The organism is Armatimonadota bacterium (assembly GCA_036504095.1).
Taxonomy (GTDB): domain Bacteria; phylum Armatimonadota; class DTGP01; order JAKQQT01; family JAKQQT01; genus DASXUL01.
Genome location: DASXVS010000071.1, coordinates 130,124 through 153,093, shown reverse-complemented (window position 1 = coordinate 153,093; position 22,970 = coordinate 130,124). Strand labels below are relative to the sequence as shown.

General features: G+C 61.8%; 19 protein-coding genes. 16 read left to right on the top strand and 3 right to left on the bottom strand.

Annotation, left to right across the window (positions count from 1 at the left end):
- Positions 1–35: 35 nt before the first annotated feature.
- From VGM51_16195 to VGM51_16180, 4 genes are all read left to right on the top strand, one after another.
- The gene (locus tag VGM51_16195) at positions 36–1,217 is read left to right on the top strand and encodes a 1-deoxy-D-xylulose-5-phosphate reductoisomerase (protein HEY3414580.1); all 1,182 of its coding nucleotides are present in this window, start codon (positions 36–38) and stop codon (positions 1,215–1,217) included.
- Between the two features lie 31 nt (positions 1,218–1,248).
- Positions 1,249–2,313 (top strand): M50 family metallopeptidase, encoded by a 1,065-nt coding sequence (locus tag VGM51_16190; protein HEY3414579.1) that lies wholly within the window; start codon positions 1,249–1,251, stop codon positions 2,311–2,313.
- 6 nt (positions 2,314–2,319) lie between these two features.
- Positions 2,320–2,556: a DUF433 domain-containing protein gene (locus VGM51_16185; GenBank protein ID HEY3414578.1), complete on the top strand. Its 237-nt coding sequence runs from the start codon at positions 2,320–2,322 to the stop codon at positions 2,554–2,556.
- A gap of 291 nt (positions 2,557–2,847) precedes the next feature.
- Positions 2,848–3,201 carry a KGG domain-containing protein gene (locus VGM51_16180; protein ID HEY3414577.1) on the top strand — a complete coding sequence of 118 codons (354 nt, stop codon included), beginning with the start codon at positions 2,848–2,850 and terminating at the stop codon, positions 3,199–3,201.
- Between the two features lie 93 nt (positions 3,202–3,294).
- On the opposite strand, the gene VGM51_16175 is transcribed toward VGM51_16180, so the two are convergent.
- The 3 genes from VGM51_16175 to VGM51_16165 form a co-directional block, all read right to left on the bottom strand.
- On the bottom strand, positions 3,295–4,254 hold the full coding sequence (locus VGM51_16175) for a peptidyl-prolyl cis-trans isomerase (protein HEY3414576.1): 960 nt from the start codon (positions 4,252–4,254) through the stop codon (positions 3,295–3,297).
- Between the two features lie 177 nt (positions 4,255–4,431).
- The gene (locus VGM51_16170; protein ID HEY3414575.1) at positions 4,432–5,199 is read right to left on the bottom strand and encodes a FliA/WhiG family RNA polymerase sigma factor; all 768 of its coding nucleotides are present in this window, start codon (positions 5,197–5,199) and stop codon (positions 4,432–4,434) included.
- A 20-nt stretch (positions 5,200–5,219) separates the two neighbouring features.
- Positions 5,220–6,371, bottom strand: coding sequence for a polysaccharide biosynthesis/export family protein (locus VGM51_16165; GenBank protein ID HEY3414574.1), 1,152 nt, complete (start codon positions 6,369–6,371; stop codon positions 5,220–5,222).
- A gap of 265 nt (positions 6,372–6,636) precedes the next feature.
- Between VGM51_16165 and VGM51_16160 the strand changes: the two genes are divergently transcribed.
- From VGM51_16160 to VGM51_16105, 12 genes are all read left to right on the top strand, one after another.
- Positions 6,637–11,523, top strand: a complete 4,887-nt coding sequence (locus tag VGM51_16160) for a translocation/assembly module TamB domain-containing protein (protein HEY3414573.1) — start codon at positions 6,637–6,639, stop codon at positions 11,521–11,523.
- Positions 11,524–11,731: 208 nt separating this feature from the next.
- Positions 11,732–13,663, top strand: coding sequence for a BamA/TamA family outer membrane protein (locus tag VGM51_16155; GenBank protein ID HEY3414572.1), 1,932 nt, complete (start codon positions 11,732–11,734; stop codon positions 13,661–13,663).
- 92 nt (positions 13,664–13,755) lie between these two features.
- Complete coding sequence (locus VGM51_16150; protein ID HEY3414571.1) at positions 13,756–14,421, top strand: OmpH family outer membrane protein; 666 nt, start codon at positions 13,756–13,758, stop codon at positions 14,419–14,421.
- Positions 14,422–14,437: 16 nt separating this feature from the next.
- Positions 14,438–15,478 carry a hypothetical protein gene (locus tag VGM51_16145; protein HEY3414570.1) on the top strand — a complete coding sequence of 347 codons (1,041 nt, stop codon included), beginning with the start codon at positions 14,438–14,440 and terminating at the stop codon, positions 15,476–15,478.
- Positions 15,475–16,509, top strand: coding sequence for a UDP-3-O-(3-hydroxymyristoyl)glucosamine N-acyltransferase (lpxD, locus tag VGM51_16140; GenBank protein ID HEY3414569.1), 1,035 nt, complete (start codon positions 15,475–15,477; stop codon positions 16,507–16,509). Before VGM51_16145 ends, lpxD begins: the two co-directional genes overlap by 4 nt.
- 36 nt (positions 16,510–16,545) lie before the next feature.
- On the top strand, positions 16,546–17,370 hold the full coding sequence (gene lpxC / locus VGM51_16135) for a UDP-3-O-acyl-N-acetylglucosamine deacetylase (protein HEY3414568.1): 825 nt from the start codon (positions 16,546–16,548) through the stop codon (positions 17,368–17,370).
- 37 nt (positions 17,371–17,407) lie between these two features.
- On the top strand, positions 17,408–17,887 hold the full coding sequence (fabZ, locus tag VGM51_16130) for a 3-hydroxyacyl-ACP dehydratase FabZ (GenBank protein HEY3414567.1): 480 nt from the start codon (positions 17,408–17,410) through the stop codon (positions 17,885–17,887).
- A gap of 2 nt (positions 17,888–17,889) precedes the next feature.
- The gene (gene lpxA, locus VGM51_16125) at positions 17,890–18,693 is read left to right on the top strand and encodes an acyl-ACP--UDP-N-acetylglucosamine O-acyltransferase (GenBank protein ID HEY3414566.1); all 804 of its coding nucleotides are present in this window, start codon (positions 17,890–17,892) and stop codon (positions 18,691–18,693) included.
- Positions 18,694–18,708: 15 nt separating this feature from the next.
- Complete coding sequence (locus tag VGM51_16120) at positions 18,709–19,845, top strand: hypothetical protein (GenBank protein HEY3414565.1); 1,137 nt, start codon at positions 18,709–18,711, stop codon at positions 19,843–19,845.
- A 38-nt stretch (positions 19,846–19,883) separates the two neighbouring features.
- The gene (locus tag VGM51_16115; GenBank protein ID HEY3414564.1) at positions 19,884–20,441 is read left to right on the top strand and encodes an isoprenylcysteine carboxylmethyltransferase family protein; all 558 of its coding nucleotides are present in this window, start codon (positions 19,884–19,886) and stop codon (positions 20,439–20,441) included.
- Positions 20,408–22,174, top strand: a complete 1,767-nt coding sequence (locus VGM51_16110) for an ABC transporter ATP-binding protein (GenBank protein ID HEY3414563.1) — start codon at positions 20,408–20,410, stop codon at positions 22,172–22,174. The genes VGM51_16115 and VGM51_16110 overlap by 34 nt, the downstream gene beginning before the upstream one ends.
- A gap of 80 nt (positions 22,175–22,254) precedes the next feature.
- Positions 22,255–22,923 carry a lysophospholipid acyltransferase family protein gene (locus VGM51_16105; GenBank protein ID HEY3414562.1) on the top strand — a complete coding sequence of 223 codons (669 nt, stop codon included), beginning with the start codon at positions 22,255–22,257 and terminating at the stop codon, positions 22,921–22,923.
- The last annotated feature ends 47 nt before the right edge of the window (positions 22,924–22,970 follow it).

Sequence of the window (22,970 nt, the reverse complement as noted above, 5' to 3'; positions counted from 1 at the left end):
GCGTGGCGCGCGTGGCGTAGCATGGTTGTACTCTTATGAATCGTGAACCACTTGGGATAGCGGTGCTTGGGTGCACCGGCTCGATCGGCACACAGACGCTGGATGTAGCGCTGCAATTCCCCGACAGGCTGCGCGTGGTCGCGCTGGCCGCGGACAGCAGCGGGGCGATGGTGGCCGAACAGGCGGCCCGGCACCAACCGTGCCTGCTGAGCATGATGCAGCCCGAGGCGGCGGCATCGTTGCGCGGCTTGTGCCCGCGCGCCACCGTTCTGGAGGGGATGGACGGCCTCATCGCGGCGGCCACACACCCGGATGTCCACACGGTGGTCGTGAGCGTAAAGGGCTCGATCGGACTGCTGCCGACCCTCGCCGCGCTGAAGGCGGGCAAGAACGTTGCGCTGGCGTCCAAGGAAGTTCTCGTGGCCGCCGGCGAACTGGTGATGCGGACGGCCCGCGAGAACGGCGCCGCCGTGCTGCCCATCGATTCGGAACATAGCGCGCTTTTTCAATGTTTGAATGGTGAGGCGCCGGATACGGTTGAGAAACTCATTCTGACGGCGAGTGGGGGGCCGTTCAGGACGTGGCCGGTCGAGGACATCGCAAGTGTGACGCCCGAACAGGCGCTGGCGCACCCGACGTGGAATATGGGCCCGAAGATAACGGTGGATTGCGCCACGCTGATGAACAAAGGCCTCGAAGTTATCGAGGCGCACTGGTTGTTTGACGTACCCGCCGAACGGATCTCGGTTGTCATCCATCCGCAGAGCGTGATCCATAGCATGGTGCAGTTTGTAGACGGTTCCGTGATAGCCCAATTGGGCGTACCGGATATGCGGTTGCCGATCCAGTATGCGCTGTTCTACCCGGAACGGGCGGCTAATGACCTCCCCCGTTTAGACTTGGCGGCAATCGGCCGATTGGCATTTGAATCGCCGGATACGGACCGGTTTCCCGGGCTTGGCCTTGCGTTTGAAGCGGCGCGCATCGGTCAGAGCCTCCCGGCTGTGTTTTCCGCCGCTAACGAGGAAGCGGTGGCCTTGTTTTTGAGCGGCCATATGGCCTTTACGGGTATAGTGGATGTGGTCCGGAAGACCATGCGGTCGCACACGGCTGTGCCGCTCGACACGGTGGAATCCGTGCTGGCAGTGGACGCCTGGGCGCGGCAGTATGCCAGAAGCGCGGGCGAAGGTCTGAACGTGGCGCCTGCCAATGGCTGAGTCGCCGTGGGCGAGTTTGTAGGGAGAAAGCATGATTCACTTAGTGGATATTCTGGGGAATGCGCTGGCGTTCCTGTTCGCGGTTGGCGTGCTCATCGTGGCCCACGAATGGGGACACTACGTTATGGCGAAGCGCGGCGGAGTGCCCGTTGAGGAGTTTTCCGTGGGCTTCGGCCCCGTGGTCCGCTGCCTTGGCCACAGCCGTGAAACCACTTTCAACCTGAGAGCCCTGCCTGTGGGCGGCTTCGTGCGTATGGCAGGCATGGAGCCCGGCGACGATGCTCCCGACGGCTACAATACCAAACCGATGTGGACGCGCTCGAAGATCATCGTCGCGGGCGTGGTTGTCAACCTTATCCTGGGATTCCTGATCTTCGTTGTGCTGGGTGTGACGGTGGGGCTTCCCAGCGAAAACCGGGCGACGGTCAGCGTTGGACCGGTGGGACGGGGAAGCGCGGCCGAGCGCGCCGGCCTTCGTGAAGGCGACCGGTTCACCGCAGTCAACGGAGCGCCGGTAACCGATCGCCCGATGCTTACGGACGTGATCCGCAGCAGCGCCGGAAAGACCGTCACGCTGACGCTGCTCCGCCAGGGGCAGACGCTCACGCTTTCGGCGGTTCCCACCGCGGTGGACGAAGGCGGGACGAAGATCGGTCGGCTTGGGTTCGAAGTGCTTTCGGACCCGCTCTGGGAACCCCAGACGCTGGTGAGCAGCGTAACCGGCGGCGCCACCCGGACATGGACAATGGCAACCGGCATCATTAGGATGGTGTTCAGCAAAGCGATGTTCACGAGGGGCCAAGTCGGCGGCCCCATCGCGATCGCCCAGGCTGCCGGACAGACAGCAAGGCATGGCGCGCGGGACTTCGCGTTCTTCATCGCCATTCTCAGCATCAATCTTGGCGTGCTGAATGTCCTTCCGATACCCGCTCTCGACGGCGGCCACCTGCTGCTGCTGGGAGTTGAGGCTGTGCGCCGCCGCAAACTGCAGGCCAATACCGCGATGTGGATTCAGGGCATCGGGTTTGCCCTGCTCCTGTTGTTCATCTTTTTCGCAACCGGTGGAGACCTCTTGCGCATCCTGCACAAAGGGTAAAGCGCGATGACAAACGACCGAATCGAAATGACACCTCACGTGCGCGGCGGCAAGCCGGTGGTGAAGGGGACCGCGATCACGGCGACCAGTATTCTGGCCGACTGGGAGAAGGGCCTCAGCATGAACGAGATTCTGACCGCGCACCCGGAGATCACCGAGGAAGACGTACGCGCCGCCATAGACTTCGCATTGCACTTCCTCGCCCAGAAACGCGCCGCGGATCATTACGTGGGCGACTCCTAGAACGCTTTCAAGGCGCCACCTGAATCGGGCCCACGGTGGACGAATTCACGCGCCGAGCGAACTGCGCGCTGGGCGCTATTTCGGCTCTGTCCGGCACCGCATCCCTCACCATCATCTACCGCCCTTGTTTTTCTATCCACGGTGCAATCCGAGGGAATCGCCATTGTACCGCCCGTGTTAAAAAAGTAGTGGGGACAATGAAGCGCTCGACCGTTTGAATCGCGTTGGGATGGGGTAAGCAATAACGACGGTTGAACGCTACAATAGCGGCAGTGCATAAAGGAGGGTGTAATGGCCACCGACAAGCAGACTCCGGGACCTAGACCCGGCTCAGACGGTGCTCGTCGTATAAGCGAAGCGCACACAGGGTCCAAAACTCACGACCAGCGAGGTGGCTTCGCAGCCAACCCCGAACTGGCGCGGGAAGCCGGCCGAAAGGGCGGAGAAACCGTACGCACACGGTATGGCGCCGATTTTTACCAGGAGATCGGTAAGAAGGGCGGCGATACCGTTCGGCGCGAACGCGGCTCCGCGTTCTTCGCGGAAATCGGGCGGAAGGGCGGACAGAACAAGGGCGCCGCGAGGCGAGCCGCCTTGGCTGAGGCTAAGATTGCTTCGGAAGCTGGCACCAAGCCAAAAGCCTGAACGACGCAAATTTGAAACTGCAAATGGAACAAAGAAGGCCCCGATCCGCGACAGGATCGGGGCCTCTCCATATTTGTCCTCAGTGCGCTCCGACTACTGCATCGGGACGCCCCCGGGATTTGGCAGCAACGATTCAGGCTTCGAGAGATCTTTGAACTGATCGGCCGCGATCTCGATCTTGGCATTCCTGATCAGTTCCGGATAGGCGTCCTGTTTGGTCTGATTGTTCTGGACCGCGATGCCGTAGGCGATCTGCGGCTTTACCTCTTCAAGCGGTAATTTCCCACCTGGAACGCGGGTCTTCACGTATATAACGCTCATGCCCGGACGGCCAGGAGTGCCGATGGGAGGGGCTGCCGAGCCTGCCTTCGTTTTGAGAATCGCAGACTTGATGGCCGGCGACAAGCCTGTGAGGGGCTTTCGCTGGTCGTTGACAATCTCGCCCTTATGGATGCCCAGCCAAATATAGTTGAAGGGCTGCCCTTTGGCTTCGGGGGCGGTGAATTTACCGTGCACGATCTGGAAGTCAACGCCTTCTTTGATGGAACTGATGGCTTTGTCCGCATCACCGCGGTCTTTGGCCACCATGACGCCAATTTGAACCCACTCCGGCTTCGTGAACATGCCGTTCTGGTCCGCGTCGTAAATCTTCTTGATGGATTCGTCCGAAACCTTGGCGCCCTGCATTTCCAGGCCGATTCGCAACAGGTCTTTCTTGGCTTCCCGCTGGACTCGGGCCGGAGTGGCCCCGGCTTTGGCGTAGAGCTCATCGAGGATGCTCGGCGGATACTGGTCCCTCTGCGCCTGAAGGTACTGGTTGACCTCTTCGTCCGTAACCTTGACGTTGTCTTTTTTCGCCTGGTCCACCAGGACGGCTTCCTGGATCAGGCTCTTCAGGGCATTCTTGGCTTCCGGCCCCTGCATCATATAGGCCGAGACCTGTTCTTCTGTGATCTTCTGGCCGTTGACGGTTGCCAGGTCTTTCTTGGACGGGGAACAGCCGGCTGTGAGTATAACGGTGGCAAACAGCGCGGCGCCGAAGGTAGGTTTCATGTGCTTTATTCCTTGAGACGGGCGATTGTGAACACGGGCGCCGTGCCCGCACGACACACCCATCGTAGTGTGGCCGAAGGCCGTGCGATGAGGCAAACGCCCGAAGCGCCAGGTGGGGTATCCCAGCCCCGGCGCGCGTTCACCTACCGGAACTCTTGTATCCGCCCGCTTGCTCCGTCAAAAGAGCGTTGCGTGTTCCGTAAGGTCTTTGCGCATCCGGGTGACGGCCTGGCTGTGCAACTGGAAGGCGCGCGACTCCGAAATCACCAACACCTGCCCGATTTCGCGGAATGTGAGCCCGTCCTTGTAGTACAGGCAGATGACCGTCTTCTCCCTGGGCGGGAGTTTGCGAATGGCAGCGGCCAGACGGCGGCGACGCTCCGAGCGCTCGACACAGGAGATCGTGCTCGATGAAGCGTCGGCGAGGGCGTCGCCCAAGTGAACGCCGTCTCCATCCTCGGCGCCCACCAGGATGTCATCCAGGGAGATAACGGTGGTCCGGCCTGTTTCGCTCAGGATATGGTGATAGTGGTCGAGCGTCACGCCCATCTTTTCCGCTATCTCCGAGTCCACCGGCGGCCGGCCGAGGTCCAGTTCGCACGCCGCCAGGGCGCGTTCGACGGACTTGATATGGTCGCGGATACTGCGGGGGACCCAGTCCTGGTCGCGCATCATTTCCAGGATGGCGCCTCGAATAAGCGCGATGGCGTAGGTCTCGAATTTGACGCCGCGGTCCAGGTCGAATTGATCGACGGCCTTGATGAGCCCCATGCTGCCGGCGCTGACGAGGTCTTCACGGTCCAGGTATGCCGGAAAATTCGCGACCACCCGCCCGACGGTGATGCTCACCAGATGGGCGTACCGCACGATGAGTTCATCGCGCGCCGATGCGTCCATGTTGGACTTGAGGCGATTCCAGGTATCCTGTAATTGCAGAATGGCCATGGCTGGATTATGAGGGCAGGCTAGGGACGCCGGAGCAGGCTGTAAAGCGAGATGCCGACGCCGAGGAAGCTACTGAAGAGCTGTCCCGCGTTGTTTCTCTTGCGGTGCGGAACCTCTACGAAATCGTTTGCCCGAAGGCGTATCGCGCGTCCTTCCACCGTTTCGAGATTGGCCTGAATGACCTTGACTTCTCCGCCGTCGGCGGAACGATGGATCTTCACACGTTTGAGATCGGCATCGCCGGCAACCCCACCGGTCCAGACGATGGCGTCTTCCAGGGTGTCGCGATAGCCGGGGATGAATCGATAAGTGTCCGCTTTGCCCACGGCGCCGGTGATGAGGACCGGAACCGCGCGCACGTCGATAACGTCAACCTGTACAATGTCTCCGGGCTTCAGGATGACGTCCTTGGTGGGGTCCGCGGTTATCTCGCGGAGGTTCACGACGGTTGTATCCGGGCCGCGGCGAATCTGTACGCGCTCAACGTCCGCGGTTTCGCGAACATCTCCAACGGCGGCGAGCGCCTGCCGAAGCGTGAGGCCGCGGCGGAGGGCCACTTTGCCCGGAGCGCCCACCGCTCCGATGAACGTGACAAGAGCCTGATCTATGGACACAGTATCGCCAGGTTTGAGCATGATGTTCCTGGCGGGGTCACCTTTCATGGCGGCGGCGAGGTCAACCGGGATCCGCTCGCCATTTCGGAGGATGGTCGCGGACTGGTCGTCAGCGTCCAGCGTGAGGTCCCCGGCGGCAACGATCGCCTCGCGGATGCCGGTCGGCACCAACAGGGGGAACCCGCCGGGTTTGGCGACTGCACCGGTGATGTAGTACTTTTCAGCGTTGGACGAAACCAGCGTGACAACCACCTTCGGACCGGCCTTGTTATTCTTAGGATCCCTGACGAATTTCATCAGGCCCAGCGAGATAATGTTGCTCAACGAATCGGGGGTGAGGTCGATGACGTAGATATCGCCAATCGTTGGGAAGGATATTTTGCCGTCCGGGCGGACGGGTATCGGGCCCACAGAGAAGTCTTTGTAACCCCAAACGTCAATACTGATGGTGTCGCCGGCTCGAAGTTTATACTCCGTGCCGGGTGTCTGCGCTCCACTTGCCGCGGCGAACACCGCGAGAGACCAAAGCGTTACCACCCAGCGCAAACGACGAATCATGGACTATCCTCCTGGGGTTTCTGACGGGATTATATCACTATATGACACGAAAAACAAACCGATTCTTGACCGATTTGCGAAGCGGTCATAACATTACATTGCCACTTTTTACAACGTCCTCCGCCGCCCATGCGCCACGCCTTGGCGCCTGCGATCCAGGGAACGGCCTTCGCGCTGCAAGTATTGCCATGATACCTTAACAGATGATGCGCTGTGAACTATCCAAAATGGCTGCCGGAGATTCGGCGGCGGGACGGGCGGCCCGGTGATTTTCAGGCCTGCGCGGCGCCGAAAGAAAGGACCGCTTGCGCGCGTCGCGGGCGCGGCCTCGTTTCTGTGTTTCCTTGCCCTTCTCTTCATCTCCGTGGCATCCGTCCGAATCCTGCTGACCCGCGCCACCGCCAATCTCCACGTCCTCTTGAAACAGGGGCTTGAGGCGGCGCTGCAGCGCGAGGTCCGAATCGGGAGCGTCAAGGTGTCCCGCCCGGGCGTCATCCGATTTTCCGGTATCGCCATCGCAGACGGGAAAACCTTCAAAGACGGTGAGCTCTTCACGGTGCAGGAGGCCGTCGTTGTCGTCCGGCTCAGCGATATGCTGAGAGGCAAAGTGGACCCGGTGGGCAGCGTGCGGTCGATTACGCTGGAGAAGCCGACGCTTCTGGTCATCCGGCGTGCGAACAACCGCTTTAACCTGCAGGACTTGTTCAAAAAGCGCAAGAAGCCTCCCCAGCCATCGCCGTTTCGCGCCTTGGTGACGCTTCACGACGGGCGCGTCACGTTCAGGGACTTCGCTGTGCGAGACCTTCCCGTTCCGCAGACAAACTACGTGACGGTGAAAAGCGCCCAACTGGATGCGGGCGGCCCGCCCCTGATGACCGTCACGGCTTCCGGATACGGCGAAAACACCCGTCTCATCAGCGCGACCGGCGAGGGCAGCATCAACCCGGGTGAAGGCTCGATGGGCTTCCGCATCCGAGCGAACACGGGCGACGCCGCCTACTGGATGAAGTACTTCGCCCGCCTGAACGGGATGTCGGTCCTCCAGGGCCGGGGTTTGGCGACAATCGACGTGATCAAGTCCGGGCCGTTCACCAGGGCGTCCGCCGCGGTTCGTGTCGATGTGCTCGACGGCGCGGCAACCACGCGCTACACTCGTGTGCCGATCCGCGATGTTGCGGGGACGGTGCGAATTGTTACCGGTCGGCCCATCAGCATTGGACTGGACCTGAGGGGGCGCGCCGCCGGAATCCCGGTATCCGTCACGGGCAGCGTGTTTCCGGGGACCACCCAACGGGTTGCGCTGAGGGCGGCGGCGAACGGCGTGACCATGCCGGCTCTCCGCCGCGCCGTGTACGGGGTGCCGGATCTCAATTGGCTCTCGCCACTCACCCCCGCCAGCGTACAGGCGCAGATCTACGGTCCGCCAAAAGCGCTGGAGGTTATCGGCCAAGTTCAAGTTTCTCGTGCAAAATTATACACGGCTGTGTTGTCGAACGTTCGCGTTGCATTAAGGTACAGCAATGGGGTCGCCGACCTGCCTTCCATTCAGGCGATGGCGGGCGGGGCACGCGTGGCCGGCAGCGGAACGATCGATCTGAAGGGCAAAACGCTGCATTTCGTCGCCGGCGGAGCGGGGATCGAAGCGCGTGACATCGTACCCCCCGCGCTCGCTCTACGGGGCCCGCTCACCACTCGAGTCGTCCTGTCGGGCTCAACGCAGCGCCCGTCTGCCGAGGTGCAGATCAAAGCCGGCAGAGGTCGGTTCATGAGCGTGCCGTTCGAGCGGGTATCGGCCCGGGCTTCGGTCGCGGGAAGACAGATCACGATTCGCGACGGTGTAGCGGAACTGCCGGGCGCAACGCTCATTGCCTCGGGGACGGCCACGCTGGATGGGGGACTGGGGCTGAAGGTGCGCGCGGCGAATGTTCGGCTTGGGCGTTTCCTGCCCGCTGTTGGTGTGGGCGAGGTAACCGGAACGGCGTTTGTAGACGGTCGGGTGGGAGGCACTGTCCGACAACCCCTCGTTCATGGTCGCGTTGAGGTCTTCAACATGCGCGTTCGCGGCCAGCACCTGGATGTCGCGGCCGGGCCCGTGGCGTTAAGTGGACGAACAGTCCACTTGAACAGCCTCGTTGTGGCGCAGTATCCGGCGCAGGGCATTGTAAGCGGGTCCGCCACGATCGGCACTTCGAAAGGCACCACACTGAACCTTATTGCGCGGCTCCAAACGGGGCGGCTGGAAAGCCTGCTGGCCGACGCGCATGTTGATATGGATGCGGAAGGTGATGTGCGCACGACGGACGATATCAGGATCGGCGGCACGCTCACGTCGCCGAAGGTATCCGGGCGCGTAGTCATGACAGACGCCACCATCGCCGGATACCCGGTGAACACAGCATCGGCGCATTTCAAATACGAAAGCGGGCTCATCCAGGCGACCGAGCTGGAAGCGCACAGCACCGTGGGCGGCGACGGACAGATGACAAGCGTTCGTGCACCGCTGTTGGAGCTGCGAGGAGACAAATTGAAGGCCCCGCAAGGGTGGGAGGCCCGTGGCATCCGCCTGGATCGGTTCGGGGGCCTCGGCGCCCCATACGCCAAATTGACCGGCGTTGTGGACATCACCAATGGGGCGCTCTCCGGCACGCGCCACGATCCGATCGCCGCCGCGGACATCAGTATCAGCGGCCTTCGCATCAACGACCTGCCCTTCGATTCGGCGTCAACTCACGCGGCGTATGCCGGAACCGAGGTATCGCTTTCAGATTTCTCCCTCGCCCGGGGCGGCGCCGCCGTGTTCCGGTTGCCGCATCTGTCGTACGATCGTGACAAGAAACTGGGCCACGCTCAAGTCCAGGTTTCGAGCCTGAAATTGAACGATATTCGGAAAGCTCTGACACAGAGCGAGTGGTACCTTTCCGATGAAGCCAAGCCGGTTCACGACCTTGTTGCCCGCCTGCCCGCGCAGTCTGATGCCGCTGTGATGACAGTCGAGGGTCCGCCGGGTACGACGGGGCAACCGCTCAGCGTGGACGGTACGCTTCAGGACTTGTCTGTCGCGGGCACCGTGGCAGTGGCGGGGGTACAGGTAGAAGGCGAAAACCTCAGCAAGGTTTCGATCGGTGGAACAGCAGACAAGCTGAAAATCGAGGGCCGCCGCCTTGTCGCTGGAACGATAGAGATTCCGGAGCGCGGCCTGGTGGCCGAATCGACCGACCGGATTGACGTGTCCGGCCACCTGAAGGGTGAGATCGGCGGATCGGTAGTGGCCAAACTAGAGGCCTTCAACGTACCGCTAAGCGTGGTGAGCGCGTTTGTGCCTACGCTCAAGAATGCCGATTACACGCCGCATGGCGAAGTCTCCGTTACCGTTGATGCGTCCGGCAAAATCGATGCGCCGGATCTCGCTGCATCCATCAAGGCCGAGAATATAACCTTCGGCAAGGTTCAGGTGCCGTTCACTATTCGAACGGGCGAGATCGACCTGACGAATGAGGGTGGGTCCGCGATGATCACGGCGAAGAGCTTCCGCGTATTGACGAAAGATCACGCGGTGGTGCTGAACGGCGCGGTTCCGTTCTCCTGGAAGCGGTTCGACATACCGGCTGATGAGCCATTGAACTTCACCGCTGACATGCACGAGCAGGGCTTGGACATCCTGGAGGTGGCGTTCGGACAGGAGCAGCGCGGACCGGTCCAAAGCGCAAAAGGCACGGTGACGGCCCACCTCAGCGTTGCCGGCACTAAGGCGCACCCGAACTGGTCCGGTTACGTGAGAGTGCAGGATGGAAGCGTTCAGTTGCGGCCATTCAAGTCGCTGCTGAAGGACATCGCCGCGGACCTCGAATTCGATGCTGCCTCTACCGCGATCCGCGTTAAAACCCTCAGCCTGAATTCCTCCACCGGCGGCAGCATGACGATGCTGCCGGGCAGTTCGTTGAAACTGGTTCCCCATGTTGACGGACCATCGACCCTGGAGCCGGACATCTCCATCGCTCTCAAGGACCTTAACGTTGATGAGGCGACAAATGGCTTCGGGTTGGGCGGTGAACGATTCCGGGGAACGCTGGACACGGCGCCAACAACGCCGCTGACCATCAAGAAGGGGAAAACCGGACCGCTGGTGGCCGGCTCAATCCTGCTGTCAAACGTCGATTTTACGCCTCCAAACGACATTGCCGCCGCTAAGCAGTCGGCGCAACCGCCCGCCGTGAACCCGTCATTTGACCTGAAACTGGTGACCGGGAAGAATGTACGGGTAGGGAACGCCTTGTATCGCCTGGTTGTGGATGAAAAGCGGCCCGAGACGGACCGTCGTCTCCTGATCAGGGGCGATCTGGAACAACCCAGGCTGGACGGGCGATTCACGGCGCGGGATGGAAACTTCAACTACCCCACCGCCAGATTCCGGCTGACGGATGCCGTGGTGGTGGTGCATTACCCGGCGTTCTCGGCAACCTCGAACACGGTTCGGCCGGCTAACGGCATCGGTGGGGATTCGTCGCCGATTTCGGTGGCCGCCAACGCGCAGGCCCGCCTGATGGCGACGGTGAACGGCCGGCGCGAACCGGTGACGGTGTACATGCAGGTTGAGGGGCCAAGCAGCGGCACGGCCGCAACGGCAAGCCAGGGCGCATTCCAGTCGCTTGCTCCGTACAAGATTACGCTGCGATCGTCGCCGTCGCTTCCGCAGCGCCAGTTGGTAGCGCTGATATCACGTGAAGACGCGTTGCAGGCGCTAGCCGGAGGCACCGGCACCCCTGAAGAGGTGCTGAGACAGGAGACTCTGAATATCCTGCAGGCTTCCGTGTTGCCTGGCGCGCTGCAGGGCATTGAGTCCCGGATCGGGGCGGCGTTCGGCCTGGAGACGTTAAGCGTGGACTATCTCACGCTGGACCATCAGGTTTCGGTGACCGCCGGAAAACGATTTGGCGATCGACTGCTGCTCACGTACACGAAGCCGGTTGGGGCGACAACGTCGGGGGACGCGTATACAATATCGCTGAGTTATGATCTTGGCGCCCGGCTTCGGTTGACGTTGCAGCAACAGAAAGGCGCGATCCTGTTCGGAACGCAAGCGGCGTTGGCGCCGATCGGCCAGCCCAGCGTAGTTGAGACGCAGTTGTTATTGGAGGGCTCAATGCCGTTCTAGGTCCCCGTTGATGTTTCTACACTACGCGTAGAACGGCACGCAGGTTCTGCGTCGCGCTCCCAATCACAGCGCGTTACATTTCAGGAGTGGTATGCGGGACGCCAGGTTACAAGGGTTCACTAACTTATTCACGTCGATTACTGCCCCCTGTTCTCCCGTACTACAATACGAAGGGCCGCGCTGACCGGCCACGGAGAGGAAAAGACTCATGACAAGGATTCGCCCCTGGGCGATGTGTGTGGCGATGGCGCTGTTGATGCTGGCTGCTCTATGGGGACGCCCGGCTTCGGCGCAAGGGACAAATCCGCTGGTGAGTGACGTTGCTGTGGTTGGCAACGTGAACATATCGCGAGACGCGATCCTGGGGGTCACCTCCATAAAGGCGGGCTCACCCTTCACGGTGGAAGCCGTCACGCGAGACGTCGCGGCCATCGGGGACCTCGGCTACTTCACCAATGTGACGCACCACGAGGAAGACACGGGCAACGGCATCCGCGTCATCTTCGAGGTCACCGAGCACCCCAAGATCACCGGCATGCACATCACCGGGAACACCAAGTTGACCAACGAAAAGGTCATGGCCGCGATGACGACCAAGGTGGGGGACGTCGTAAACGCTCTGCGCTTCAACAAGGACCTCGATCGCATCCAGCAGGCGTACAAGGACCTTGGATACGCGGCGTTCGTGGACGTGAACGCGGAAAACTACATCACCGCCGATGGAGTGCTCAACATCCCGATCGTGGAAATGAAGATCGAGCGCTTCGAAGTGCAGAAATCGAAGAAGACGAAGCCGTACGTCCTGCTCCGTGAAATCCGCACGAAGCCCGGTGAGATCTACGACGGCAATAAGCTCATCGCAGACATGCGCCGGATTTTCAACCTCGGCATCCTGGAGGATATCCAGTACCGCACTGAGCCGGGCTCAACCCAGGACAAGCTGATCATCGTTCTGGAGCCCACCGAGAAGAAGACCGGACAGGTGGAACTGGGGTTCGGCTACAGCAGCCAGCAAGGGCTGATCGGCCGGGCGGGACTCAGCGAATCCAACCTCAAAGGCACCGGAACGTCCGTTGGCGTCTCCGCGGAAATCGGTGGCCGATACCGCTCGGCCGGCGTGCCTTCGCTGAGCCTTGAGGCGAACTATTTCCAGCCGTACATCGACAAGCAGCGGACCAGCATGAGCCTGAGCTTGTACAACAAGACCACGTACCGCTTCTCCAGCAGCGTGGTCGGTTCCACCGGGACCGGGCAAGCGTATGAGGTTCGACGGGGTGGGTCTGTAGGATTCGGCCGCCCAATATCCAACTACTCGCGCCTCCAGTTGTCCCTTCGCGATGACAACATCAAGACTTACTCACCGCAGGACAGCACCCTGACCACGGACCTGTACTCGCTCGACACGCAGCGGGGCTCGAACGTAGCGAGTGTGGGACTGAACCTGGTTACCGATACCCGCGACGACCAACTGGCCGACCCCGCCAGCGGATTCCTGTTCAACCTCGGGACCGAATTCGGTCATACCCGCCTCGGCGACAATCCCACGGTATCCGGCACGAACGAATCGAGCAGCGGCACCTTCTTCAAGCCCGCTGTTGACTACCGGCGCTATTTTGCGCTGGCCAAGCGCAAGGCTCTCAACGTACCGACCAAGGTGCTGGCGTTCCGCGTGAAAGCGGGAAACATCCAGGGGCCGGTGACGTTCTTCGACCAGTATTTCGTGGGTGGCGCAGACACGCTTCGCGGCTTCCAGGAAGACCGGTTCTGGGGCAAGAACCAGTTGCTGGGAAACGTGGAGCTGCGCGTTCCGTTCGCGAACAGCATCCAGGGCGTTCTGTTCGGCGATTTCGGCGACGCATGGGGATCTGGCCTTCGCGGGAACGCCAAACGATACGCCGAGTACCTGAACTGGTTACAGAACAGCGGAGACTCCAACGGCGACGGTATTCAGGATCCGCGGCCGCTGTACTCCGTCTACGACGCGTATGAGTACCGAATGCCACAGCACGACTCTTTCAAATTGCACTCCGGATATGGTTTCGGCGTTCGTGTGAAGACGCCAATCGGCCCGCTGCGGCTGGACTATGGCATCAGCAAGGAAGGGAAACGAACCCACTTCAGCATCAGCCAGACGTTCTAGAGAACGACGTGAGGCGCACAACGGGCCGTACCGAAAGCCCGGATCCGTTGTGCGCCGCGCATCAATTTGAGACGAAGGAGATTCTCAGAAATATGAAGCACTTTGGTTCCGCGATGATGATCGCGGCAGGACTGTTGGCTCTGGGCGCGATCGCGCCCGCCGGCGCTCAGTCAAACGTAACGGTCGGGTATATCGAGATGGAGAAGGTGTTCAACGGCGCCGACGCCAAGAAGGCCGGCGAAGACAAGGTGAACAACCTGGCGAAGACCCTCACGGATCGCGAGGGCCTCCTTAAGGACGCCGCGTTCCTTCCCCCCAAGACCTGGCTGGAATACCGTGGCCTGTTGGAGAAAGAGAAGCCCGAAGGGGCAGACACAACGTCCCTCACAACGATCAAGGGGCAGATTACCGCCCTCGACACTGAGCTGAAGACCCTGCAGCAGACGACCCCGGCCCTGACGGATGCCCAGAAGGCGCGCCTGAATGAACTGAACGGGAACGCGACAGCGAATACCGGCAATCTTCAACAGGTTGACGCCGACTATGCGGCGCAGATTTCCAAGCTTCAGCTGGACCTGCGGGGCTCGATCATCAAGGAAATCCAAACGGCCGCGGCGCAGGTGATGAAGAACAAGAGCATCTCCGTCGTGCTCAACAAGCAGGCAGCAGCCGGAGACGACGGCCAGTTGCTGGTGGTGGCAGGCGGCGTGGATATGACCGATGACGTGCTCAAGCAGGTCAACGCAAATCACAAGTAGTTCGATCGTTCTAGCGATGGGCGTCGCCCTGCTGGCGTCGGGATGCTCCCGAATCCCGGCAGGGCGCAAGCCCGCCGCCGTGTACGTATCCGCGGACAAGCTCGTCGCGGAGCAACCGCAATGGGACGATGAGGTGGCGATGGACCGCCAGATCGACTATTTGAAGCGTTTCACCGTCCGCCAACCGCAGCAGACCCTCATCTCTGCGGTCAGATTCCCCCCCAGGCCCGTCGTCGAATCAACCAGGAATGTATCGGCTCTGGAATCATCAATCGAAAAGCGCCTGAACACGGTCTATGAGCACCAGAAGGCGGCGCTGGCAGCGCGGTTGGCGCGGCAGCACCGGGAAACCAGGGCGGCCGGAGTCCTCGCCGACCAGAACGCGATTCTCGCGTCGGGCGACGCCGACATGAAACGTGTCCTTGATGTAGAGGGCGTGAAGATCCGCAACCTCGACATCCGCCTGCAAGCGTATGACGCCCTGCTTCGGGCATACGCCGCGCAAGGCTGGGATACGAAGGACCTGCCGAAGGCCCGGAAGGCGGTCGCCGATGATCTGGTTGCCGCGAACGACAAGGCGTGGGCGCAAATGACCGATATCCTGCAGGGCCTGCGGACGAAACTGGGGGCGAGAGCCGACGAAGAAACCGCCGCCACACTGAAGTGGATGCGCGAAAACAGCCAGGCTCAAACCGATCTGGAGCTCGAAATCGGCCGTCAAAAGGCCCTCCTGCTGGCGGCGCTGAACAATATCGGCAAACCTATTGGGATCGATGCCGGATCGGGGCCTGCCGCTGAAGCCATCAGTAAAGCCGTTCCGGCAGTGCCGGTTAAACTGCCTCAACCGGAGCTGCAGAACACTGTGCAATCGATTGAGGATCGGCGCGCCGCTCTTGTCGAGTATCTTGGACGCGCCACCCGCGCGACCGTTCAATCCGCCGCGGGACGTCGCGGATTGAAAGTGGAGTTTGAGCCGCGCCCCGGACTACCTGACAAGACCGAGGACTACCGCGCGGTCGTTCGTATGGCGCCGACGCGCCCAGGGGTAACGCCATGAGCCTGCGACTTTCCGCGATTGCGTCCGCTTTATCCCTCGAACTGGACGGTGAAGATATACTGGTGACCCATCCGGCTCTCGTGGAAGATGCCGGACCCGGGACGCTTTGCCTCGCGACAACCGCGGAGTACGCCCGCCAGGCTAAAGAGCTAGGCTCTTCAGCGGTGCTCGCGAAGCCGGGCATCGAAGCAGGCCTTCCCACGCTGCTGTCGGACAAGCCGCGGGTTGCATTTGCCAGGGTTCTGGGCCTGTTCGATGATCGCCCGACACCGCCCGCCGGCATTCACCCGGCTGCCGTGGTGTCGGAGACGGCCACAGTGAGCGCCACGGCATCCATCGGCCCGCGAGCGGTGGTGGAGGCCGACGCGTCCATCGGTGACGGGACCGCGATCGGTGCAGGGACATACGTGGGGCACGGAACTCAGATCGGCCGCGATTGCGACATCGGGCCCGGTGTGGTGATTTACCATCGCTGCACTTTGGGCGATCGCGTGCGACTGGCGGGCGGCACGGTGATCGGCGCCGAAGGCTATGGCTATGAATGGGATGGCGCCGAACACGTTCGCGTGCCGCACATCGGCACAGTGGTACTCGAGGACGACGTCGATATCGGTGCGAACTGCTGTGTGGACCGCGCCAAGACGGCCGAAACGCGCGTCGGGCGAGGCACCAAGATCGACAATCTCGTGCAGATAGCGCACGGGGCGATCATCGGCCCGTTCAGCCTGATGGCAGCGCAGGTCGGGATTGCGGGTTCCGCGCACGTGGGGGCTGGTGTCGTGATGGCCGGGCAGTCGGGTGTGGTTGACGGAGCCACCGTTGGCCCGGGCGCCATCGTTGCCGCGCAGAGCGGGGTGATGGGAAGCGTGGCGGGCGGCAAGACCTATATGGGAACCCCGGCGCGCGAGGTTGCAGAAATGCGCCGCGTAATCGCCGCGCTGCCGCGTCTTCCCTCGGTTCTGGGGCGTATCCGCGCGCTGGAGCGAAGGTTCGGCCGGGACGAGGAACAGGGCCATACCGAAGAACCTTAGCTTTCAAAGGCCCGCTCCCGTGCTATAATCCTAACGATGTTATCGCGTCCACAGTTTACGGTGGCTTCGCACGTTTCACTGGAGGGAGTCGGACTCCACACGGGCCAGCCCAGCCGCCTCACGATTTCTCCTTCCGAGCGAGGTCGAATCGCATTTGTCCGTGACGGGGAGCGTATCCCCGCTCATCTGGATGCCGTTTCCCGTACCCAGCGTTGCACCACCCTTGGGTCCGCAGAAACCGGCGTTTCCACCGTAGAACACCTGTTGGCCGCCCTTAGCGCGATGAACGTTTGTGGCGCGGACCTTCACCTGGATGGGCCGGAGGTGCCGATTCTGGATGGGAGCGCGGCCTGCTTCGTTCGCCTGCTGCAAGGGGCGGGGCTGCGGGAACTGCCGGGGCAGCGCCGCGTACTCCGTCTCAACGAACCGGTCTGGCTCGAGGACGGACTGTCAAGCCTTCTCGCTGTGCCCAGCGAGAGATTTCGGGTGACGACCGCGATCGAGTACACACACCCGATGGTGGGACGCCAGGTTGCGGACATTATCGTTGACCCGGGCACTTTCGAGCGTGAGATCGCACCGGCCCGCACGTTCGGGTTTGAAGAGGAACTGAGCGAACTGGCGCGGAACGGGCTTGCGCGAGGTGGCAGCGTGGACAACGCCGTTGTCTTCCTGAAGCAGCACACTTCCAGCCCTTTACGGTTCCCCGATGAACCGGTTCGCCATAAGGCTCTGGACGTTATCGGCGACCTGGCGTTGCTGGGGGCGCGCCCCCTGGTCCACGTGTGGGCAATACGCCCGAGCCACCGGTTGAATATTGAGTTTGCGCGACTGCTGGCGGCGCAAGGAACGCTGGCTTGACGGTCAGTCGAACGATCGAGGAGGGAGACACAGCATTTTGTCACTTGACATTGAAGAGATTCGAAAGATCCTGCCCCACAGGTATCCGTTCCTGCTGGTGGACCGGGTCCTGGAGTTGGAGCCCGGGCGCCTTGCCATAGGGCGGAAGAACGTAACCGCAAACGAACCGTTCTTTCAGGGGCACTGGCCGCACCGTTCGGTTATGCCGGGCGTGCTGATATTGGAAGCGCTGGCGCAGGTCGGCAGTGTGATGATGTTGACGATGCCGGAACACCGCGGCTCCACCGGTTATTTCACGGGAATCGACAAAGCCCGCTTCCGCCAACAGGTGGTACCGGGCGATACCGTAGAGCTGCGAACGGAGTTGAAACGGACACGCGGACATTTTGGAATAGTGTCCGCACAGGCAAGCGTGGATGGTCAAGTGGTGGCCGAGGCGGAGTTGATGTTCGCCCTGATCGCTGATAGCGATGGGGCATCCTCCGAAGCCGCAATCTCAGTTGACACGGAGGCATAGGGATGATTCACCCAAGCGCGGTGATAGACGCAGGCGCGGAGTTGGCCCCGGACGTTGAAATCGGTCCGGGCGTGATTTTGGAATCGGACGTAAAGATCGGCGCCGGCACCATCATCGGCCCGCACGTGACGATCAAACGTTACACGGAGATTGGCGCGAACTGCCGCATCGAGAGCGGAAGCGTTCTGGGCGGCGAACCGCAGGATTTCAAATTTCACGGAGAGCGGTCGTTCCTGAAGATTGGGGACAACAACAAGATCCGCGAGTTCGTGACGATCCACCGCGCAAGCGGAGAAGACCGGGCGACCCAGATCGGCGACAGCAACATGATCATGGCGTACTGCCACATCGGTCACAACTGCCTGCTGGGCGATAACATCACGATGGCCAACATGGTCGGCATCAGCGGCCACGCAGTGGTTGAAGACCGCGTGGTGTTCGGCGGCATGGTCGGCATTCACCAGTTCGTCCGCTTCGGCAAACTGGCGATGGTTGGCGGATTCAGCAAGGTTGTTCAGGACGTCCCTCCGTTCATGATGGCGGACGGCCGGCCAACCCGCGTTTACGGACTCAACGTTCTCGGCCTTCGCCGCGCCGGCGTGCCCACAGCGACCCGAAGCGGACTCAAACAAGCGTACAAATACATCTATCGCAGCGATATGAACCTCAGCCAGGCCATCGAAGCGATCGAGGGAGACGTGGAACCGAGCGCAGAACGGGATTATCTGCTCGAGTTCCTCCACAACGTTCGGCTGGGCTTTGGCGGACGCCAACTCGACCCCAATCGACCCAAAACCGGTGAGTAGACGGGCAGGCCGCTGATGGCGGACGTATTCATCGTGACAGGCGAGGCCTCCGGCGATGCGGTTGGCGCCGGACTCGCGTCGGAGCTTCGGCGACTGAAGCCGGACGTGGTGATTTCCGGTGTCGGCGCGGCGCGTATGCAGGCCGCGGAGGTCTCTCTGTGGGCCAACAGCCGGCAATGGGCGGCCATGGGCATCATGCAGTCCGTCCCGATCGCCGGAAGCCTCCTGCTGCTGTTGAAGCGCTTGAAACGTCACCTCCTGGCAGCGCGTCCCGACCTGCTTGTTCTGGTGGATTTCGGCGCGTTCAACGTCCGCCTGGGCCGATGGGCTGTTGAAGCCGGCATCAGGACCGTGTATCTGATGCCCCCGGGCTCGTGGAGGAAACAGACACGCGAGGATCGGCTTCGGCGACTGGCTGCATCCGCGGACTTCTTCTTCTGCCCGTTTGAGTGGAATGCACGCAATCTACAGAGCGTTGGCGCGAACGCCGAGCACATTGGGCACCCGGTTCTGGATCTGGCGGCGCCGACGGAAAACCTCCCGGCGTTGAAGGAAAGGCTGCGGCCCCGCAACGGACGTCTCATCGCCCTTCTACCCGGCAGCAGGCGGCAGGAGGTCGGGTCGCTGGCGCCCCTGATGGCGGAGATCATCGCGGCGTGGCCCTGCCCGGAAGATCGATTTGTGATGGTGCGGGCGCTGTCATTTCGCGAAGACGAATTTGCTGCCTGCTTGCCGGAGGGCCTCGATTCGAAGATGACGATTGTTCCCGGAGGCACGGCCGATCCGCTCCACGCCTCGGATATGGCGGTTGTCTGCGCCGGCACGGCCACGCTTGAAGCCGCAGTCGCAGGCAAGCCGATGGTGGTGGTGAATCGCGGTCCGTGGCTGATGCACGTGGAGTGGCAGCTCCGAAAGCGGAGCATCCGGGCCAGGTACGTGGCTATGCCGAACATCATCGCGGAGCGCGAGGTGGTTCGCGAGTTTGTGGACACCGATGCCACAACGGACAATGTCTTCGCCGCGCTTAAGAGCCTGGCGGATGATCCCGCTGCCTATGCCGAGACGGAGCGAGCACTGGCGGAGGTTCGGAACGCGTTGCGCCCGGCGGGCGCCCTTCGCACCGCCGCCACGCGAATCGCCGCGCTGCTCTAAGCGCGCACTGAGAATGAAACGAGATTGATTTGAGCGATGTGCCGTTAAAACGTTGGGTGGTGCGCAAGCGGACGATGTTCTCGCTTCTGGTACCGCTGGTCTTCGTGATCTTCGCACGGCCCACGGCCACACTGCTGGCAACGGGCGTTGCGCTGGTGGTGATCGGCGAGTTGATCCGCGTCTGGGCTGCGGGATGCATCAGCAAGAACGCCGAACTGGCGTGCAAGGGGCCGTTCGCGCATGTACGAAACCCTCTGTACCTGGGCAGCCTCTTCATCGGCGCGGCCTACTGCGTCATGAGCGGCCTCTGGTGGTCTGTGCCGGTCTCGGTGGTGATGTACTGGTTCTTCTACTGGGGCACCATCGTGAACGAAGAGGAGCACCTTCGGGGCGTTCTCGGTGACGCGTATCTGACGTATTGCCAGGCAGTTCCGCGCCTGCTGCCCCGCCTATCGCCTTACCAGTGGGATGGGCAGCCGTTCTCATGGGAGCGGGTATGGTATAACCGCGAGTATCAGTCGATCATCGGTGTGGCTCTCTTCACGGCGGCGTTTTTCATCAAATGGCTTCTAGTCCTGCAACACGTCGTCCGCTGATCAGCCCGGTTATAGGAAGGCTGTGGGCCTTCCTGCATCCGCACCGCGCACCGCTTTTCGCCGGGTTGGCTTTCACGGGGGTCGTGTCGCTCCTGAACCTGGTTACCCTCGCGCTGCTGAAAGGGGTCGCCGACACCATCGGAGGCCATTCCAAACTCACGCTCAGTCAGTTGGGCGTGCTCATTGTGGCTGCGTTCAGCGCCCGCGCGGTCATGAGCTTCGGGCAGTCGTTTTTCGTGAGCGACGCGATGCAGAAGATGACGCGGGACATCCGTACAGCCGTGTACGCCCACGTTCAGAGCCTCCCGCTTAAGTTCTTTGAAGACCGGCGTACCGGGCAGTTGATGAGCAGCATCACCTCCGACGTGCCCGTGATGACAGAGACATTCCAAAGCGGCGCCATAGACTCAATCACCGCGCCGATCATGGTGATCGGCACCGTCAGTTACATGGTCCACCTGAGCCTGCGACTCACGTTGGCCGTCATTCTGGTGGTGCCGCTGATGCTGCTGGTGATCCAGTTCGCCGCAAAGCGCATGAGAACGGCTTCGTGGCAGATGCAGCAACGGGCGCTCGAGATATCGGACATCCTGCAGGAAACGTTTGCCGGCGTGAGGGTGATCAAGTCGTTCACCGCCGAGGAAACGGAGACCAGGCGTTTCACCGAACGCAGCCAGGACGCATTTCGATCATCCATGCGAGCGGTTCGCGTGCGCGCCATCCTCGGGCCGTGCATAGAGCTCATTGCGACAGGCGGATTCGTCGCGGTGCTGGTTCTGAGCGTCGGAATGGTGAAGCGTGAGGAACTGACGACGGGCGGCCTCGCGGCCTTCCTCCTGGCGCTGAACATGCTCGGGCAGAACGCCAAGAGCCTCGGTAATATACAGCTCACGCTGCGCCGGCTCACCGCCTCCGCGGAACGGGTTTTCGCGCTGTTGGATACGAAATCCGATCTCGTGGAGAAACCGGATGCGGTAACGCTGGAGCGGGCAGAAGGCGACGTCGAGTTTCGCGACGTATCGTTCGCCTACGGAGACGGGCCGGAGGTGCTGCATCATGTTTCGTTCCGCGCCGCGCGGGGCGACGTCGTTGCCCTGGTAGGGGAATCAGGTTCCGGAAAGTCCACCATCGTGAACCTGGTGCCCCGGTTTTACGACGTGACCGCCGGTTCGGTGTACGTAGATGGCCGCGATGTGCGGGAATACACGATCCATTCGCTCCGACTCCAGGTGGCGATGGTGCCTCAGGACACGCTCCTGTTCTCCGGGACCATCCGCGATAACATCCTGTATGGAAGGCCGGGGGCGTCGGAGACCGAGATGCGCGCCGCGGCCGTCGCGGCCCACGCCGATATGTTTGTTCAGGCGCTGCCTGATGGATACGAGACATTGGTAGGAGAGCGGGGCGCGAAATTGTCCGGGGGGCAGAAGCAGCGCGTGGCAATCGCCAGGGCACTATTGAAAGACCCCAGAATACTCATCCTGGACGAAGCGACTTCGGCGCTCGACACCGAGAGCGAAAGCCTCGTGCAGGACGCGCTCAACCGGCTGATGCAGGGGCGGACGACACTGGTCATCGCGCACCGCCTGTCAACGATTCGAAACGCGGACCGCATCATCGTGCTTCGGGCGGGCGAGATCGTGGAAGAGGGATCCCACGATTCGCTGCTCGCGCGCGGCGGCGTATATGCCAAACTGTACGAAATGCAGTTCAGGGAGAGGCCCGAGGCCTGAGGGGCGACCGGGTGCGAGGACGCCGGCAAGGTGTGGAGATTCCATCCTCATCCCTCGACCCTTAGCCCCCGATTCCAATTATGCGATTACGGCTGCCCGGCAAATGGGAGATCAACGCTTTCGCGAACACCGCCATCCTGGTAGTGGGCGCGATTGGCCGTACCATGCGCGTCACAGTCGAAAACGCACACGTGATGGAAGACCGACTCGCCAGCGGTTCGGGCCAGGTATTGGTGACGTGGCACGGGCGGACGCTGGTTGCGCTGGTCCACTATCGCAATCGAGGATTGTTCACGATCATCTCGCCGTCGCGCGACGGCGAGATCCAGTACCGGCTCTACCGGAAATTCGGCTGGGACGCAACCCGCGGTTCCACCGGGCGCGACGCCGCCAAAGCCGCTCTCGCCTGTGTGCGCAAACTCCGAGAGGGCGCCACGCTCGCCCTTGCCCCGGATGGGCCCAGAGGGCCATCGGGCGTGGTTCAACCCGGCACGTTCTACTTCGCCAGGAAAGCCGGCTGTCCGATCATACCCGCCGGGGTAAGCGCCACGCCCGCCTGGACGATGAAAAGCTGGGATTCCTTCCAGTTCCCCAAGCTGTTCGCCAGAGCCGCGATCGTATATGGCGAGCCCGTCGTTGTGCCCTCGGACGCGGATGACGAAACCCTGGCCAGGCTGTCCCGCGAACTGGGCGAGACCATTAACGGCCTCCAGCGCCGCGCGGACGTCATCATTGGGGTGAAATCGTGAGCGCAGGCGGTGACCGCCGGCAGGGCCGGACAGCCCGGGATGAGAAT